Source organism: uncultured Polaribacter sp. (assembly GCF_947503855.1).
GTDB lineage: Bacteria > Bacteroidota > Bacteroidia > Flavobacteriales > Flavobacteriaceae > Polaribacter.
In genome coordinates, this window is record NZ_CANNFF010000002.1 from 80,973 (window position 1) to 97,656 (window position 16,684).

The window sequence follows — 16,684 nt, forward strand, 5'->3', positions numbered from 1 at the left end:
AAATTAAATAACTCTTTCCCAATAAGCAGTTTTTCCAAAAAATGAAACACCAATATAGCCTCTTATTTTTAATTTATTAGGTTCTTCTATCTTAATATAACACTTGTAAACTTTTCCATTTCTTGGATCTAAAATAGTACCTCCAGACCATTCATCGTTCTCTTTTTCTAAACCAGATAATATATTTAAACCTAGTATTGGTTTGTTTTTATTTTCTCCTTCACAAGCAACACAAAGTGCATTTTTTCTATCAGGATTTAAAATTTCTATAATTTTAGCATACGCTTTCCCATCCTTTTTATATACTTCTAAAACGGAATCTACCTTACCAGCATCGTTTTTAGAGTGCCATTTACCAAAGATAGTTTGTGCATTTATGCCAATTGAAATTAATACGAATAAAAATGTAATACTTACTGTTTTCATGCCTGAGAAGTTTTAATTATTTTGTGAAAATATAAACTTTTTAGCAAATAATTTGTTAAAACTATACACTCGCATCAAAATTTTCTGTCCATTTGTTTTGTACTCGTAAAACTTGTTCTATAACATCTCTTACACACCCTTCTCCACCTTTTTTGTCTGAAATATATTTAGAAACTTGTTGAATTTCTCTAACAGCATCATTTGGGCAAGCTGGTAAACCCACTAATTTCATTACAGGATAATCTGGAACATCATCACCCATATACAAAACATTTTCTGGTTTTAAATTGTATTTTTTAACCAGCTCATTATACTGTTTTATTTTATCATGCGCTCCTAAAAAAACATCTTCAATACCTAAAGCTTGCAATCTATTTCTTACGCCTTCATTAGTTCCTCCAGAAATAATACATACTCTAAACCCTTTATTTAAAGCGTTTTTCATGGCATAACCATCTTTTACATTCATATGTCTAACCAATTCGCCATCTGGCATAATGGTTAAAGTACCGTTGGTTAAAACCCCATCTACATCAAAAATAAAAGTGTTTATTTTTGGTAATATTTGTTTATAGCTAATTTCCATAATTTTTTATTAAAGAGCTTTTAAATACGCTCTAATTGACAATTTAATTCAACTTATTTGAAGATTTTTTTATTGACTTTGTTAAAATTTTATATATTTTTTTCTGCTGTTTATCTAACAAAGCTAAATGATTTTTTATCGTTTTTCTATCGTTTCTAATAGCGGGTCCAGTTTGTGCTTGCTTTGGCGAAAGTTCTTTTATTTTTTCAGAAGTTTCGTTAATTAAAGGCTGTAAAATATCAAAAGGAATATTGTTTTCTTGGCAAATATCATTTCCTATTTTATATAAATGATTGGTGAAATTATTTACAAAAACAGCAGCTACATGTAGTTTTTTTCTTTGTTCTGAATTGATTTTATATATTTTATGTCCAATTGATTTTGCTAACTTTTCCAAGACTATATAATCTTTTTTATTTGTAGCTTCTAGGCAAAACGGAACTAAAGAAAAATCGATTTTTTTATCTTTAGAAAAACTTTGTAACATATAAAAAACCCCTTTTCTAGTGTTGTTTTTTAAGTCTTTTAGAGCAAAACTACCAGAAGTATGCACCACAAAAGAATTGTTGATTTTTGCAGAAACTTCTGCAATAGCATCATCTGAAATCGCAATAATAGTAACATCGGTTTCTGGAATATTTTCTAATTTTCTAGAATTTACTTGTATAACTTCCACATTTTTAGCTTTTAAAAAAGCATTGTGTAAATGTGTGGCTACATTTCCATTTCCAATAATTGCTACTGTTATCATTACAACGAAGATATTGATTTTTTGTAGAAATTTAGAGTTGGATTTGGTAATTTAGCAATAGAAAATTCGATACAATGAAAAATTCAAATAAATTAGGAATAAATACAACCTGTGTGCATACAGGAGAAGTAAAAGACGAACAATTTAAAGGAGCAGTTTCGCCTATATATATGTCTACTTCTTATGCTTTTGATGGAGTTGATGTAAAACGTTACCCACGTTATTTAAACACACCAAATCAAGAAATGTTGTGTAAAAAAATAGCCGCTTTAGAACATACAGAAGATGGTTTGATATTTTCTTCTGGAATGGCAGCAATTTCTGCAGCAATGCTAGCATTTTTAAAAACAGGAGATCATGTAATAATACAACAAGTGATTTATGGAGGAACTTATAATTTTATTGTAAAAGAATTTGATAAATATGGTATTGAATATTCTTTTACTGAAAGTGATCAAACAGAAGATTTTATTCCTTTGATAAAACAAAACACTAAGATTATTTACATAGAAACACCCTCTAATCCGCTTTTAGGAATTACAAATTTAGAAACAATAGCAACTTTGGCAAAGCAACATGATTTGCTAACTATGATAGACAACACGTTTGCATCACCTATAAATCAAAATCCTGCAGATTTCGGAATTGATATTATTTTGCACTCAGCCACAAAGTATATGGGAGGTCATTCAGATATTTCTGCGGGTGCAATTGCAGGATCTAAAGAACATATTTCGCAAATTTGGGAAACAGCCATTAACTTTGGTGGTAATCTAAGTGATCAAACAGTTTGGTTGTTAGAAAGAAGTTTAAAAACATTAAATCTTCGTGTAAAAGAACAGACTAAAAATGCAATGGAAATGGCAAATTATCTAGAAAATAATCCGAAAATTGACGCTGTTTATTACCCAGGTTTAGAGAGTCATCCACAGCATGTATTAGCAAAAAAGCAAATGAAAGGGTTTGGTGCAATGTTATCTTTTGAACTAAAAAAAGGAATAGATGCTATGGAATTTCAGAATAATTTACAATTGATAAAACCTTCTATGAGTTTGGCAGGTTTAGAAAGTACCACTGTAAGTCCTGCGCAAACTACACATGCTCTATTAAGTGAAGAAGAGCGTTTAGAAAGAGGAATTAAAGAGGGGTTAATTCGTTTTTCTGTAGGTATAGAAGAACCCAAAGATTTAATTGCTGATATTGAACAAGCTATAAAAAAGTCTCTTAAATAATCAAGAGACTTTTTTTAAGTAATTTTTATTTTCTTTTTTATTTCTAATTTTTTTAAAAAGGCCAAATAATTGGCACTAATAATAAAGTGGTGATTAGGAAAATTATTAAAAGAGGTAAGCCTACTTTAAAATAATCCATAAATTTATAATTACCAGAGCTTATTACCATGGCATTGGTAGTTGTACCAATGGGTGTTAAAAACGCTGTTGATGCACTAACAGCAACTGTTATTAATAGTGGTTCTGGAGATATGCCAACTGTACTTGCAGCTAATAAAACTATTGGCGCCATTAGTACTGCTGTTGCAGAATTGTTTATAAACTGACTAAATGTTGTGGTTAAAATAAATATACCTGCTAATAAAAGTGTTGGGTTTTCTTTTACAATGTAAAATTAGGTTGATATTAAATGGGGTTACATGATATATATCATAACTTTTCAAATTGTAAAATTTTTGTAATTATCATAAAAAAAAGACATTATTTTAACTATTTACAAATACGAAAAAGTAATAGAGATAATACCTTCTTATATTTTCTTTTAAAATTGATTATTTTTGAAGTATTAATTTTTTATTGAAAAGAATTTCATGAAAATTATACAAAAATATTTGCTAACTTAACGATTATTGTAGTTTCTTATAATAAAAGTTAAGTTTATAATTAAAAAATTTAAATAGGTTACAAATATATATGAAATTAGATATATTGGCTTTTGGGGCACACCCAGATGATGTAGAACTAGGTTGTGGTGCTACCATTGCTAAAGAAGTTTCTTTAGGAAAAAAAGTAGGTATTATAGATTTAACAAGAGGCGAGTTAGGTACACGTGGCTCTGCTGAGATTAGGGACGTAGAAGCTACAAATGCAGCAAAAATATTAGGCGTTTCTGTTCGTAAAAATTTAGGTTTTGCAGATGGTTTTTTTATAAATGATAAAAATCATCAACTTGAAATTATAAAGATGATTCGAAAATATAAGCCAAAAGTAGTGTTTTGTAATGCCATAGAAGACAGACACATAGATCATGGAAAAGGTAGCAAATTAGTATCTGATGCTTGTTTTTTAAGTGGTTTGATGAAAATAGAGACGAATTTAGATGGTGAATCTCAAGAAAAATGGCGTCCAAAACAGGTGTACCATTATATGCAATGGAAAAACATAGAACCCGATTTTGTTTTAGATGTTAGTGGTTTTATTGATAAAAAAATAGCTTCTGTTTTAGCCTATAAAACTCAGTTTTACGACCCTAATAGTAAGGAGCCAGAAACACCTATAACAAGTAAAAACTTTATAGACAGTATAAATTACAGAGCAAGAGATTTAGGAAGATTGGTTGGAGTAGAATGTGCAGAAGGTTTTACTACAGAACGTTACGTTGCTGCAGAAAATTTAGACAAATTAATTTAATTTTTTGTTGTTTTAGAATAGAAAAAATATTTATATTTGCACCCGCAACAAATGGTGGTTGTAGCTCAGTTGGTTAGAGCGTCGGTTTGTGGTACCGAAAGTCGTGGGTTCGAGCCCCATCTTCCACCCAAAATACAAAGCTTCTTAGAAATAAGAGGCTTTTTTTGTGGAAAAAAAATACAGCAAAATCATTTTTTTCTTTACTATTTATAACTTTAGTTGTTTTTAGAATTCTTAGAAGTTGAATTAAAATTCGCGCAATATTTAATTTTAACTAAAATAATGACCACATAGAAACAAAGAAAACAATGTCTTTATCTCTTATAAAATTCCTAAAATATCAATTTATCAGCCAAATATTTAGCAGTATACGATTTTTTATTTCTAACTAAATCTTCTGGAGTCCCTTGAAAAATAAGTTCTCCACCATTTTTACCACCTTCTAAGCCTAAATCTATAATATAATCTGCACATTTTATGAGTTCTATGTTATGTTCAATCACAACAATGGAATGACCTCTTTCAATTAAGGCATTAAAACTTGCTAATAATTTTTTAATATCATGAAAATGCAAGCCTGTTGTAGGTTCATCAAAAATAAATAAAGCTTTGTCTTTGGTATTTCCTTTTACTAAAAAGGATGCCAATTTTATTCTTTGAGCTTCACCACCAGAAAGTGTAGACGAGGATTGACCTAAAGTTACATAACCCAAACCAACATCTTGTAAAGGCTTTAGTTTGCTAGCAATTTTAGTTACTAAATTTTCTGAGAAAAAAGCTACAGCTTCATCTATGGTTAAATTTAAAATATCATCTATCGATTTTTGATGAAATTTTACCTCTAAAACCTCTTTTTTAAAGCGTTTTCCATTACAAACATCGCATTTTAAATGCACATCTGCCATAAATTGCATTTCTATAGTAACTTCTCCTTCACCTTTACAAACCTCACAACGACCCCCTTCTACATTAAAAGAAAAGTGTTTGGGTTTGTAATTTCTAATTTTAGATAATTTTTGATTAGAAAATAAGGCACGAATGTCATCATATGCTTTAATATATGTAACTGGGTTAGATCTCGATGAGCGTCCAATCGGATTTTGGTCTATAAACTCAACATGTTTTAATGTATCAAAACTACCTTTTACAGCTGTATGTTGGCCCACTTTATCGCCATAACCTACTAGTTTTTTTTGCATGGTTGGATATAATATTTTTTTAACCAATGTACTTTTACCAGAACCAGAAACTCCTGTAATTACACTTAAACAATTTAAAGGCAAAGAGATATCGATATTTTGTAAATTGTGTTCTCTTGCACCCAGAATTTCTATGGTGTTTTTTGATATTCTACGTTTTGTAGGTACTTGAATTTTTAAATCTTCATTTAAATATTTTGCTGTTAAAGAATCTGAATTTAAAATTTCATCAAAAGTACCTTCTGCAACTACTTTACCGCCAAAAGTACCAGCTTCTGGACCAATGTCTATAATATAGTCTGCTTCTTTCATGATGTCTTCATCATGTTCTACAACCACAACTGTGTTGCCTAAATCTCTTAAATCTTTTAAAACCCCAATTAAACGCTCTGTATCTTTTGGGTGTAATCCAATACTAGGTTCATCTAAAATATACATTGAACCTACTAAAGAACTACCTAATGAGGTTGCTAAATTTATACGCTGGCTTTCGCCGCCAGAAAGGGTGTTAGAGGTTCTATTTAAAGTTAAATAAGACAAACCAACATTTGTTAAAAATTGCAATCTATTATTAATTTCTGTTAACAAGCGTTTCCCAATTTTTTCTTCGTATTTGTCTAGGATTAAATTTTTAAAATAAACAGACAATTCATCTAAAGGCATGGTTACCAAATCAGCAATTGTTTTATTGTTTATTTTTACATAATTGGTTTCTTCTCTTAAACGCTTCCCATTACAAGATGTACATGCTGTTTTACCTCTGTAACGCGAAAGCATTACTCTATTCTGAATTTTATAACTTTTTTCCTCTAATGTTTTAAAAAAGTGATGAATTCCGTTAAATGATTTGTTACCATTCCAAACTAATTCTTGTTGTTTCTTTGTTAGTTGAAACCAAGGTTTATGTATAGGAATATCAAATTGATAAGCAACGTCTATTAATGCGTCTTTATAATGAATATACGATGGTGTTTTAAACGGAAAAATGGCGTCTTGCATAATAGATAAGCCTGTATTTGGGATTACCAAGTCTTTATCGATACCTACTACGTTTCCATAACCTTCGCAAGTTGGGCAAGCACCGTAAGGATTGTTAAAACTAAAAAAGTGGGTATTGGGTTCTAAAAACAACTTGCCATCTAACTCAAATTTATTGCTAAACTCGGTAACTTTCTTTGTTGATAAATTTTCTACAAAACAAGTACCTTTTCCTTCAAAAAAAGCAGTTTGTATCGCATCTCCCAATCTGTTATAAAAATCTTCGTCATCTTTGGTAATAATTCTATCTACAACCAAAAAAAGTGGTTCGTTTTTAAAATCTTTTTGAGGAAAATTGGCAATTCTATAAACAGTGTCTTTCCATTTTAAACGAGCATACCCTTGTTGTTCTAAAACCTGTAAAACGGTTTTTAAATCTCTATTTTCATCAATAGTAATAGGTGCCAATAATAAAAGTTTTGTGCTTTCTTCAAACTTTTTTACAAAATTAACAACGTTAGAAACGGTATCTTTTTTTACTTCTTTGCCAGAAATAGGAGAGAAGGTTTTACCAATTCTAGCATATAATAATTTTATATAATCGTAAATTTCTGTAGATGTACCCACAGTAGAACGCGGATTTGTAGCATTTACTTTTTGTTCTATAGCAATGGCTGGCGCAATTCCTTTTATATAATCTACTTTGGGTTTGTCTAATTTACCTAAAAATTGCCTTGCATAAGAACTTAGGCTTTCTACATAACGTCTTTGTCCTTCTGCATATAAAGTATCAAAAGCTAAAGAGGATTTACCAGAACCAGAAAGTCCGGTAATTACTACCAATTTATTTCTAGGTATTACTACATCAATATCTTTTAAATTGTGCAGTTTAGCGCCTTTAATTATGATGTTTTCTTTAGGATTTACTTTAGAAAGATCTGTCTTCATGTATCAATAAAATATAAGCTATAAAATTACCAAAAAAATAACTGGTTTTAGAAGTAGTAAAAATCTTTTTTTGTTAAATATTTGTTTGTAAAAAAAAAAACATACATATTTGTTATTCATAAACTTCATAAAATTAGACGTATATAGTAAAAAACTACTTTTTTAATTAATAATTAATAAAAAAACAGAAAGGCCTCTAAGCTTTTCTAAAGGTAGTTATGGTACGTACAAATTCAATTTCTGACAGTAAATTAGTTAAGGATTACATTAATGGTAGTGAAGCTTCTTTGGCTGTTTTAATAAATAGACATCAACAAAGACTTTTTAGTTTTATTTACAGTAAAGTACAAGATAAAGTGATTACTGAAGATATTTTTCAGGATACTTTTATAAAAGTAATTAGAACACTAAAAAAAGGTAATTACAATGAAGAAGGTAAATTTTTACCTTGGGTAATGCGTATTGCACACAACCTAGTAATTGATTATTTTAGAAAAAATAACAGAATGCCAAAATTTAAAAATACTGATGAATTTGATATTTTTTCTGTTATAAATGATGGTAATTTAAATGCTGAAAAACAAATTATACAAGAGCAAATTTATCATGATGTTAGAGGTATTATCAATGAGCTGCCAAACGAACAAAAAGAAGTTTTGGTAATGCGCATGTATAAAGATATGAGCTTTAAAGAAATAAGTGAAAATACTGGTGTAAGTATTAATACAGCATTAGGTAGAATGCGGTATGCTTTAATAAATATGCGTAAATTAATAGAAAAGCATAAAATTATTTTGGTAAACTAACAATAAAGTAAAAAAGGCATCGTTATTGTTTTAGTAACCAACATTTTAAATAACATATATGATGCAACTTTACTCTAAAAAGTCGTCTTATTTACAGATGCAACCCCAAAAAGAAACAATTCAATTTTTGATTAATTTTTCCAAATCATTCCAAGTAGTTAAAACCAAATCAAAAGATTTCATTGAATTGAATTTGAATTAAGAGTAGAAAAAGCTTCAACTAATGTTGAGGCTTTTTTTATTTTATTCTAATCTTAATAGGGTGAAGGTATTCTAATCTTTTAAAAAAAATATTTAAGTATTTTATACTATTTTTTTTTAAATAAAAATCTTCTAGCTTCAAATGTCTTACTTCTTGCTTTTGTAATAAGCACCTAAAACAGATTTTCTTCCAATGGTTTTAGTAATAATATCCTTTTCTAAATCCCAACCACGAGCTGGAGAATATTCACGACCATACCAAATAATTTGTAAGTGTAAATCGTTCCATAATTCTCTAGGGAACAATCTTTTTGCATCCTTTTCTGTTTGTGCGACACTTTTTCCGTTACTTAAATTCCATCTAAACATTAAACGTTTTATATGAGTATCTACAGGAAAAGCGGGTACACCAAAAGCTTGACTCATAACCACACTTGCAGTTTTATGACCCACAGCAGGTAATTCTTCTAAACCATCAAAAGATTGTGGAACTTCACCATTATATTTTTCTATTAAAATTTTAGATAAACCATAAATACCTTTACTTTTCATTGGAGATAAACCACAAGGTCTAATAATGGTTTTAATTTCTTCTACAGACATTTTAACCATATCAAAAGGATTATCTGCCTTTGCAAATAATAAAGGTGTAATTTGGTTTACTCGCACATCTGTACATTGCGCAGATAATAAAACTGCAATTAAAAGGGTATAAGGGTCTTTATGGTCTAAAGGAACAGGTATTTCTGGATATAACGTTTGTAAGGTTTCTATTACAAAATCTACTTTTTCTTGCTTGGTCATTCTTTGACTATTTAAGTTGTAAAGTTAAAAAGTTTATAAAGTTTAACGGTTTATTATCTAAAAAGTTTTTCATTCAGTTTTTACTTTTTAACTTTCCACTTTATTTTTTTAAACAAATCAATATGACAACATTAAAAGTAGGAGATAAGGCTCCAGAATTTGAAGCAAAAGATCATGCAGGAAATACAATTAAATTAGAAGATTATACTGGGAAAAAGTTAGTTTTATTCTTTTATCCAAAGGCAAGTACACCTGGTTGTACAGCAGAAGCCTGTAATTTAAGAGATCACTATCAAACTTTTTTAGCAAAAGGATTTGATGTTTTAGGTGTAAGTGCAGATTCAGCAAAAAGACAACAAAATTTTATCAATAAAAATGAACTTCCTTTTCCTCTTTTAGCAGACGAAGACAAAGCTGTTATAGAGTCTTTTGGTGTTTGGGGACCTAAAAAGTTTATGGGCAGAGAGTATGACGGTATCCACAGAACAACCTTTGTTATTGATGAAAATGGAGTAATTGAAGATGTAATTAGCAAAGTAAAAACCAAAGCTCATGCTGCGCAAATTATAGATTAAGCTATTTACTTTTTTAAAGATTAAAAATAGAGTGTTGTTTTAATATCAACACTCTATTGTATTTTTTTAAATTCTTAAAACTGCATACTAACTTTAAAGTTTAACACTCTACCGGTCATAAAGTTAGGAATTCCAAATTGATTTTTAGAATACACATCTCTAACCCAAGTGTTGGTAATAGCGTTTTGAATGTCAAACATATTAAAAAGCTCTAAACCCGCAGTTAATTCTTTAAATTTAGACATCCAGCCAGTTTTATATTGTTTGTTTGCATCTGCAAAAACATAAGAAACACCCAAATCTGCTCTTTTATAATCTCTTAATCGCTTTTGAAAACTGTATACATCTGAGTAGGATGGAGCTCCCCCAGGAACACCCGTATTGTAAACTAAATTTAAGTATGCTTTTAAATTGGGTAAATTAGGTACATAATCTTGAAATAAAATTCCGAATTTTAAACGTTGGTCAGAAGGTCTAGAAATATCCCCTTTATTATCTATGTTTTCTTCTGTTTTTAAATACCCTAAACTAACCCAACTTTCGCTACCAGGAACAAATTCGCCATTTAACCTGAGATCAAAACCTTGTGCATAGGCAGTTGTAAGGTTGTCTGCTCTATATCGTATTCTAACATTATCTATAGAATAAGCGTTTACATTTGTTAAATCTTTATAGTAGAGTTCTGTAGTTAATTTAAAAGGTCTTTCCCATAAATTAAAACTGTAATCCATACCCGCAACTAAGTGTAAAGAACTTTGTGCTTTTACATCTTTATTAATTTTACCATTAAAGTTTTTTAGCTCTCTGTATGAAGGTGGCTGCTTATACCATCCACCAGAAAAACGAAACAACATGTCTTGCTGCCAATTAGGTTTTAAAGCAAACTGTGCTCTAGGACTTAAAATTATTTGGTTACTCGATTTCTGTCCGTTTGCAGAAACTGTCCAATTATGAGCTCTTAAACCAAAGTTGTACCAAACTTCATTATTGCCCATATATAAGCGTTCGTTATATTGCACAAAACCTGTAAACCTATTTATTACAACATGGTTATCTTCTCTAATATTTTGAAAAGGTGTAATTGGGCCTTCAAAAGGTTCGTAAGGTTGGTTATTGTTTACAAGTTGATTTGGAGGTCTTACAGAAAAGCCTAAAGAATCTATAATTTCCCATTCTCTTATGCGTTCTCTTATGTCTTCATTTTGATATTTTACTCCAAAATCTATCTTTTTTTTATCAACTTTGTAGCTTCCTCTTATTTGCACATTGTTTATCAATGCATCTAAATCATTCCTTGCGTGATTTAATTGAGAGCCAATTCCTTGAGTAAAATCAACTTCACCAAAACTTTCAGAACCGATATTTGTGTCTACTTCTCCTAAATTATAAGATGCTGCAATATCGTAATACTCTTCTTCTTGAGTATTGTAGCTAGAAATAGTTGTTTTAAAACTAAGATTATCATTTACTTTATAATCTGCTGAAACGGCATTAAAAAGCGTTAAATAATTGTTTTCTTCTTTACCATCATAAAAAACAATTAACTCTAAAGGATCTGCAACTGTACCAAAACGAGTTTTTCTTGAAAAAGGTTGATAATTATAATTGTTTAAAGAAAAATTACTTAGATAGCTTAAAGAAAAGTTATTTGTAAAATTATAGGTAATAAAAGATTGTAAGTCTGTAAAAGTGGGTCTAAAATTGGTTTCAATCTGTTTACTATTTACAAATAAACTATTGTCTCTGTATCTTGCACCTGTAATAATCTTTAGTTTATTATTTAAAAAACCACCCTCAAAAGTTACACTACCCCCCAACAAACTTGCCTCTAAACTTGTGCTAATTTCTTTTGGTTTTCTATAAGTTATGTCTAAAACAGAAGATAATTTATCACCATATTTTGCTTGAAAACCACCTGCAGAAAAGTTGATGTTTTGTACCATATTTGGATTTATAAAACTTAAACCTTCTTGTTGGCCAGATCTAATTAAAAAAGGTCTGTACACTTCAATTCCATTTACATAGACAAGGTTTTCATCAAAATTACCACCTCTAACATTGTATTGTGTACTTAACTCGTTGTTATTGTTTACACCAGGTAAAGTCATTAAAATATTTTCTATACCCGCATTGGCACCAATAATGGTTTTTGCTTTTAGTGGATCTATATTTAAAAAACCTTGTGCTTCTTTTTTTCTGTCTTTAACAACAATTTCTTCTAATTTTTCTGTTTTTAAAAATAACGTTGGAGAAAAGCGAAGGGTAGTTCTGCTTTTTGCAGTAAGGGTATACTCAAAAGTTCTAAAAGAAATATGACTGAACTTAATGGTAATTTCCTTTTTGTAAGGTATTCTAATTGAGTAGTTACCCTTTTTATCGGTTACAGTTCCTGTTTTACCAAACTTAATAGATACATTTTCTATAGGTTGTTTGTTTTTATTTTTAACAGTACCTTTTAAGATGCTTGTTTTTTGAGCAAATGCACAAAGAGGTAAAAAGAAAAGTAGTAAAAATATTTTTTTCACGTATATAAGTTTATTTCTTAAAGAACGTAATAGAACGCTCTGTAGTATTGCCCACATTATCTGAGACTACAATTTTAAAGATATGTTTGTTACCAACCAATTTTTTATCATTAAAATTATAGGTTAATACGCCTTTTTTATGGTTAAACTCCATTAAAACCCACTTACCATCTAAAGTTGCTCTCCAATTATGTATACCAGAACCAATATCTGTTATTTTAACTTTTAGCGTTTTTAAACTAGAAATCCACTGTTTGTCTTTAAAATAAAGAAATTTAATATTTGGTTTTATCTTGTCTGATTTTAAAGTATAGTTCCCTAAAGTTTTTGTTGTTGTATAAAAAATACTATCTCTTTTTCGAGTGTTTTGGTATCTTGGGTATTTTGGATAATCTACATTTGCAATATACATTTGTTCTTTTTGGGCTTCTGTATATTTAGAAACGTTAAAGGTTAGTGTATATGTTCTATCTATAGGAATAGTAGGATTGTGTATTTTTGCTATTCCTTTTTCGACTTCAAAATCTATGTATACATCTTCATAAAATGTATTTTTTGGAAAAGCAATAGTTACATTATTTTTAGTGAATTTTTGAAATTTTTTAGCAACAATTTTATACCCAGTAGTATCTAGCTGTTTTTGAAAAAGAGTATTGATTTCTTTACCAACAATAGGTATTTTAATTGTACTTTTATTTCCATTAAAGTCTTTTGCAATTATTTCTACATTATAGTTTAAACCCTCTATAATATTAATTTTTCCATTATTTAATAAATCTTTATAAATCGATAATTTATTAGCCTCTGTCTTGTAGGTTCTTTGAACTTTACTTCTGTATTTTTTGTAATATTCGTAGTCAATTAGTAGGTTTAAATACTTACTTTCAGCAAAAGAAAATGTAGCAACATCATGGTAGTAATATTTTTTGCCATTAACCAACATTTCTAAACTGTAAATTCCGTTTCTATTTGGCGCTCTATTTAACTTATCAAAAGCATTTACACCAAAACCAATAATACCACTTGCAGAAATTCTATCTGCTTTGTAAATACCTTTACCTATATATTTTATAGGAACTTTAAAGCTATTGTGTTGTTTGTTTATTCTGGCATTATAGCCTAAAGGATATACATGTAAAGCGTTAAAAGTTGGCGCTTTTGTGTCTGGAGTAGTAATGCCAAAATGCATCGGATTTATAACATGTTCTGTTTTGGTGTCTCTAATTTCAAAATGCAAATGAGGCCCACTAGAACCACCAGTATCACCAGAAAAAGCAATTACCTGTCCTTTTTTTACTTTAAATTGATTTTTTTTCGGAAAAATATTTCCTGTTTGGTAATTCTTTTTTTTGTATTGAATATTTTTTACGTAACGCTCTATTGAATCTGCAAAGTTTTTAAGATGACCATAAACTGAAGTGTATCCATTCGAGTGAGTAATATAAATTACTTTCCCATAGCCATATTGTTGCACTTTTATTCTAGAAACGTAACCATCTGCAACTGCAAACACGTTTAAACCTTGTTTACCTTGTGTTTTAATATCTATACCCGCGTGAAAATGATTGCTACGCAACTCACCAAAAGTACCAGAAAGTACAATGGGGATGTCTAATGGATTTATATAAGAATCTTTTGGATATTTCTTCTGAGAATAGCCCAAAAAAAAGAATAAAAAAGAAAGTGTAAAAAGATTTTTTTTCAAATGACAAAATTTTATGTAAAAGTACTAAAAATACTTACTTTTATAAAAGTTTAGTAATCAGTATATTATTAAAATATCAATTAAACCTTGTAAAATTTAAAACAGAATGTTAACTTTGTAGATATAGTTTTATGCTAATATTTTATGAGTAATACCTTGGATGCAATTCATTTACTGCAAGATAAGTTAGAAAGTTTATTTTTTAATTACGAGTTTCTTAAGAAAGAAAATGATATTTTGCTAAAAAGTACCACAGTATTACAACAAAAATTAGTAGAAAAAGAGCAAGCTTTAGAAATTCAAAAAAAAGAATATGATTTATTAAAAATTGCTAAAACTATAGAAGGCAGTAGTGATAATACAAGAGATACAAAACTCAAAATAAATACATTAATCAAAGAAATAGATAAGTGTATTTTTCAGTTACAAGAATAACGTTCTTTTAAATAGTGGATAAATTAAAAATTAACATAGTAATTGCTGGTAGAACTTACCCCTTAAGCGTTAAAAATACCCAAGAAGAAGAAGGTATGCGTAAAGCTGCAAGTGCTATAAACAAGTTAATTTCTAGATACGAGCAAAATTATGCAGTTAGCGATAAACAAGACGTTTTAGCAATGTGTGCATTACAGTTTGCCTCTAAATTAGAAATATCATCACTAGAAAAAAGTTCTGAAAATACTGAAGCAATAAAAAAAATAAAAGAGTTAACCAATTTGGTAAATACTCATTTAAAATAAGTTCTTTAAAATACATTAACAACACACTGCCTACGTTAGTAATTTGTTTGATAAACTCAACAAATACCTATTATGAAGGATGAGTCTTAGTTGCTAAAGCATGCCACTAGAATTGAACTTGTTTCATTTCTTTGGTGGATCCTTGATCAGCTAGTTAGTCCTAAACTTGTCATAATGGAGTTTATAAAAACCACACTATCGTAGGCTTTTTTTATATATTAAATTTAAATTATGGATGGAATGTTACTTCCCACTATTGTGGGAATCATAGGAGTTTTAGTTGGTTTTATAATTGCTAAATCTCTAGAAAAAGCAAAGGAAAAAAAGCTGTTAAATACAACTAAAAAAGAAGCTACTTCAATTATAAAAGAAGCAAAAATAGATGCAGAATCTATTAAAAAAGAAAAAATATTACAAGCAAAAGAAAAATTTATTGAGCTTAAATCAGAACACGAAAAAGTAATTTTAGCTAGAGAAAAAAAGATTTCTGATGTAGAAAAAAGAATACGAGATAGAGAATCTCAAGTAGCATCTGAAGTAGATAAAAATAAGAAGTTAAATAAATCTATAGAGCAAAAACAAAAAGACTACGACTTTAAATTAGACTTTTTAGAAAAGAAAGAAAACGAGTTAGAAAAAATGCACAAAAGGCATGTAGACATGTTAGAACAAATTTCTGGCTTATCTGCAGACGAAGCTAAAAAAGAATTGGTTTCTTCATTAAAAGACGAGGCTAAAACAGAGGCCATGGCTTTTATACAGACTTCTATAGAAGAAGCTAAATTAACAGCCGAACAAGAAGCAAGAAAAGTTGTTTTAGGAACTATACAAAGAGTAGGAGTAGAACAAGCTGTAGAAAACTGTGTTTCTGTTTTTAACCTAGAATCTGATGATGTAAAAGGGAGAATAATTGGTAGAGAAGGTAGAAATATTAGGGCCTTAGAATCAGCTACTGGTGTAGAAATTATTGTAGATGATACTCCAGAGGCTATTATTTTATCTTGTTTTGACCCTGTGAGAAGAGAAATTGCACGCTTAGCAATGCACAAATTAGTAACAGATGGTAGAATACACCCTGCAAGAATTGAAGAAGTAGTTCAAAAAACTGAAAAACAAATTACCCAAGAAATTATAGAAGTAGGTAAAAGAACAGTAATAGATTTAGGGATACATGGTTTGCACCCAGAGTTGGTAAAAGCTGTGGGTAGAATGAAATATAGATCTTCTTACGGACAAAACTTATTACAACACTCGCGTGAGGTTGCAAATTTATGTGGAATTATGGCAGCAGAAATGGGTTTAAATTCTAAGGTAGCAAAACGTGCTGGTTTATTACACGATATTGGTAAAGTGCCAGATGCAGAAAGCGAATTACCACACGCATTATTAGGTATGCAATGGGCAGAAAAATATGGTGAAAAACCAGATGTTTGTAATGCCATTGGAGCTCACCATGATGAAATTGAAATGAAAAGTTTGATCTCGCCAATTGTACAAGTATGTGATGCCATTTCAGGTGCAAGACCAGGTGCAAGACGTCAAGTTTTAGATTCTTACATACAACGTTTAAAAGATTTAGAAGATATCGCTTTTGGTTTTACAGGTGTGCAAAAAGCTTATGCCATACAGGCAGGACGTGAATTACGTGTAATGGTAGAAAGTACCAAAGTAAACGACACCAAAGCCTCTGAATTATCTTTTAATATTTCTCAAAAAATACAAAATGATATGACCTATCCAGGACAGGTAAAAGTTACTGTAATTAGAGAAACTAGAGCCGTAAATGTTGCTAGATAAT

The 16,684-nt window shown here is 29.6% G+C and carries 15 protein-coding genes, 1 tRNA gene and 1 other RNA gene; 9 read left to right on the forward strand and 8 right to left on the reverse strand.

The window, feature by feature from the left end; translation table 11 throughout:
- Positions 1-3: 3 nt before the first annotated feature.
- The 3 genes from Q0662_RS01765 to Q0662_RS01775 all read right to left on the reverse strand — a co-directional run bounded on the left by Q0662_RS01765 (position 4) and on the right by Q0662_RS01775 (position 1,763).
- Positions 4-426 (reverse strand): DUF2147 domain-containing protein, encoded by a 423-nt coding sequence (locus tag Q0662_RS01765; protein ID WP_298946580.1) that lies wholly within the window; start codon positions 424-426, stop codon positions 4-6.
- Positions 427-487: 61 nt separating this feature from the next.
- Complete coding sequence (locus Q0662_RS01770; RefSeq protein WP_298946583.1) at positions 488-1,012, reverse strand: HAD family hydrolase; 525 nt, start codon at positions 1,010-1,012, stop codon at positions 488-490.
- Between the two features lie 43 nt (positions 1,013-1,055).
- Complete coding sequence (locus Q0662_RS01775; protein WP_298946585.1) at positions 1,056-1,763, reverse strand: Rossmann-like and DUF2520 domain-containing protein; 708 nt, start codon at positions 1,761-1,763, stop codon at positions 1,056-1,058.
- A 74-nt stretch (positions 1,764-1,837) separates the two neighbouring features.
- On the opposite strand from Q0662_RS01775, the gene Q0662_RS01780 reads away from it, so the two are divergent.
- Positions 1,838-2,995, forward strand: coding sequence for a PLP-dependent aspartate aminotransferase family protein (locus Q0662_RS01780; RefSeq protein WP_298946587.1), 1,158 nt, complete (start codon positions 1,838-1,840; stop codon positions 2,993-2,995).
- Positions 2,996-3,047: 52 nt separating this feature from the next.
- On the opposite strand, the gene Q0662_RS01785 is transcribed toward Q0662_RS01780, so the two are convergent.
- The gene (locus Q0662_RS01785; protein ID WP_298947024.1) at positions 3,048-3,383 is read right to left on the reverse strand and encodes an SLC13 family permease; all 336 of its coding nucleotides are present in this window, start codon (positions 3,381-3,383) and stop codon (positions 3,048-3,050) included.
- Positions 3,384-3,688: 305 nt separating this feature from the next.
- On the opposite strand from Q0662_RS01785, the gene bshB1 reads away from it, so the two are divergent.
- On the forward strand, positions 3,689-4,405 hold the full coding sequence (gene bshB1 / locus Q0662_RS01790) for a bacillithiol biosynthesis deacetylase BshB1 (RefSeq protein WP_298946589.1): 717 nt from the start codon (positions 3,689-3,691) through the stop codon (positions 4,403-4,405).
- Positions 4,406-4,458: 53 nt separating this feature from the next.
- A tRNA-His gene (locus tag Q0662_RS01795) sits at positions 4,459-4,534 on the forward strand.
- A 203-nt stretch (positions 4,535-4,737) separates the two neighbouring features.
- Here Q0662_RS01795 and uvrA read toward each other — a convergent pair.
- Complete coding sequence (gene uvrA, locus Q0662_RS01800; protein ID WP_298946590.1) at positions 4,738-7,530, reverse strand: excinuclease ABC subunit UvrA; 2,793 nt, start codon at positions 7,528-7,530, stop codon at positions 4,738-4,740.
- Positions 7,531-7,748: 218 nt separating this feature from the next.
- Here uvrA and Q0662_RS01805 point away from each other — a divergent pair, with 218 nt between their 5' ends.
- Entirely contained in the window at positions 7,749-8,336 is a 588-nt protein-coding gene (locus Q0662_RS01805) for a sigma-70 family RNA polymerase sigma factor (protein WP_298946592.1), read from the forward strand.
- A 348-nt stretch (positions 8,337-8,684) separates the two neighbouring features.
- Here the strand turns inward: Q0662_RS01805 and nth are convergent, their stop codons facing one another.
- Complete coding sequence (gene nth / locus Q0662_RS01810; protein ID WP_298946594.1) at positions 8,685-9,341, reverse strand: endonuclease III; 657 nt, start codon at positions 9,339-9,341, stop codon at positions 8,685-8,687.
- Positions 9,342-9,463: 122 nt separating this feature from the next.
- On the opposite strand from nth, the gene bcp reads away from it, so the two are divergent.
- Positions 9,464-9,916, forward strand: a complete 453-nt coding sequence (bcp, locus tag Q0662_RS01815) for a thioredoxin-dependent thiol peroxidase (protein ID WP_298946596.1) — start codon at positions 9,464-9,466, stop codon at positions 9,914-9,916.
- A 74-nt stretch (positions 9,917-9,990) separates the two neighbouring features.
- On the opposite strand, the gene Q0662_RS01820 is transcribed toward bcp, so the two are convergent.
- Positions 9,991-12,441 (reverse strand): TonB-dependent receptor, encoded by a 2,451-nt coding sequence (locus Q0662_RS01820; protein ID WP_298946598.1) that lies wholly within the window; start codon positions 12,439-12,441, stop codon positions 9,991-9,993.
- 10 nt (positions 12,442-12,451) lie between these two features.
- A complete protein-coding gene (locus tag Q0662_RS01825) occupies positions 12,452-14,146 on the reverse strand; it encodes a M23 family metallopeptidase (protein WP_298946600.1) in 1,695 nt (564 codons plus the stop codon).
- A 144-nt stretch (positions 14,147-14,290) separates the two neighbouring features.
- On the opposite strand from Q0662_RS01825, the gene Q0662_RS01830 reads away from it, so the two are divergent.
- The 4 genes from Q0662_RS01830 to rny all read left to right on the forward strand — a co-directional run bounded on the left by Q0662_RS01830 (position 14,291) and on the right by rny (position 16,683).
- Positions 14,291-14,581 (forward strand): hypothetical protein, encoded by a 291-nt coding sequence (locus Q0662_RS01830; protein WP_298946601.1) that lies wholly within the window; start codon positions 14,291-14,293, stop codon positions 14,579-14,581.
- A gap of 14 nt (positions 14,582-14,595) precedes the next feature.
- The gene (locus tag Q0662_RS01835) at positions 14,596-14,886 is read left to right on the forward strand and encodes a cell division protein ZapA (protein WP_298946602.1); all 291 of its coding nucleotides are present in this window, start codon (positions 14,596-14,598) and stop codon (positions 14,884-14,886) included.
- Between the two features lie 54 nt (positions 14,887-14,940).
- A non-coding RNA gene (gene ssrS / locus Q0662_RS01840) (6S RNA) lies at positions 14,941-15,069 on the forward strand.
- Positions 15,070-15,117: 48 nt separating this feature from the next.
- Positions 15,118-16,683, forward strand: a complete 1,566-nt coding sequence (rny, locus tag Q0662_RS01845; RefSeq protein ID WP_298946603.1) for a ribonuclease Y — start codon at positions 15,118-15,120, stop codon at positions 16,681-16,683.
- Position 16,684: the final 1 nt, after the last annotated feature.

Coding starts and splice junctions, on each gene's coding strand:
- Q0662_RS01765 (WP_298946580.1), bottom strand. CDS start 426: ATGAAAACAGTAAGTATTACATTTTTATTCGTATTAATTTCAATTGGC.
- Q0662_RS01770 (WP_298946583.1), bottom strand. CDS start 1,012: ATGGAAATTAGCTATAAACAAATATTACCAAAAATAAACACTTTTATT.
- Q0662_RS01775 (WP_298946585.1), bottom strand. CDS start 1,763: ATGATAACAGTAGCAATTATTGGAAATGGAAATGTAGCCACACATTTA.
- Q0662_RS01780 (WP_298946587.1), top strand. CDS start 1,838: ATGAAAAATTCAAATAAATTAGGAATAAATACAACCTGTGTGCATACA.
- bshB1 (WP_298946589.1), top strand. CDS start 3,689: ATGAAATTAGATATATTGGCTTTTGGGGCACACCCAGATGATGTAGAA.
- uvrA (WP_298946590.1), bottom strand. CDS start 7,530: ATGAAGACAGATCTTTCTAAAGTAAATCCTAAAGAAAACATCATAATT.
- Q0662_RS01805 (WP_298946592.1), top strand. CDS start 7,749: ATGGTACGTACAAATTCAATTTCTGACAGTAAATTAGTTAAGGATTAC.
- nth (WP_298946594.1), bottom strand. CDS start 9,341: ATGACCAAGCAAGAAAAAGTAGATTTTGTAATAGAAACCTTACAAACG.
- bcp (WP_298946596.1), top strand. CDS start 9,464: ATGACAACATTAAAAGTAGGAGATAAGGCTCCAGAATTTGAAGCAAAA.
- Q0662_RS01830 (WP_298946601.1), top strand. CDS start 14,291: ATGAGTAATACCTTGGATGCAATTCATTTACTGCAAGATAAGTTAGAA.
- rny (WP_298946603.1), top strand. CDS start 15,118: ATGGATGGAATGTTACTTCCCACTATTGTGGGAATCATAGGAGTTTTA.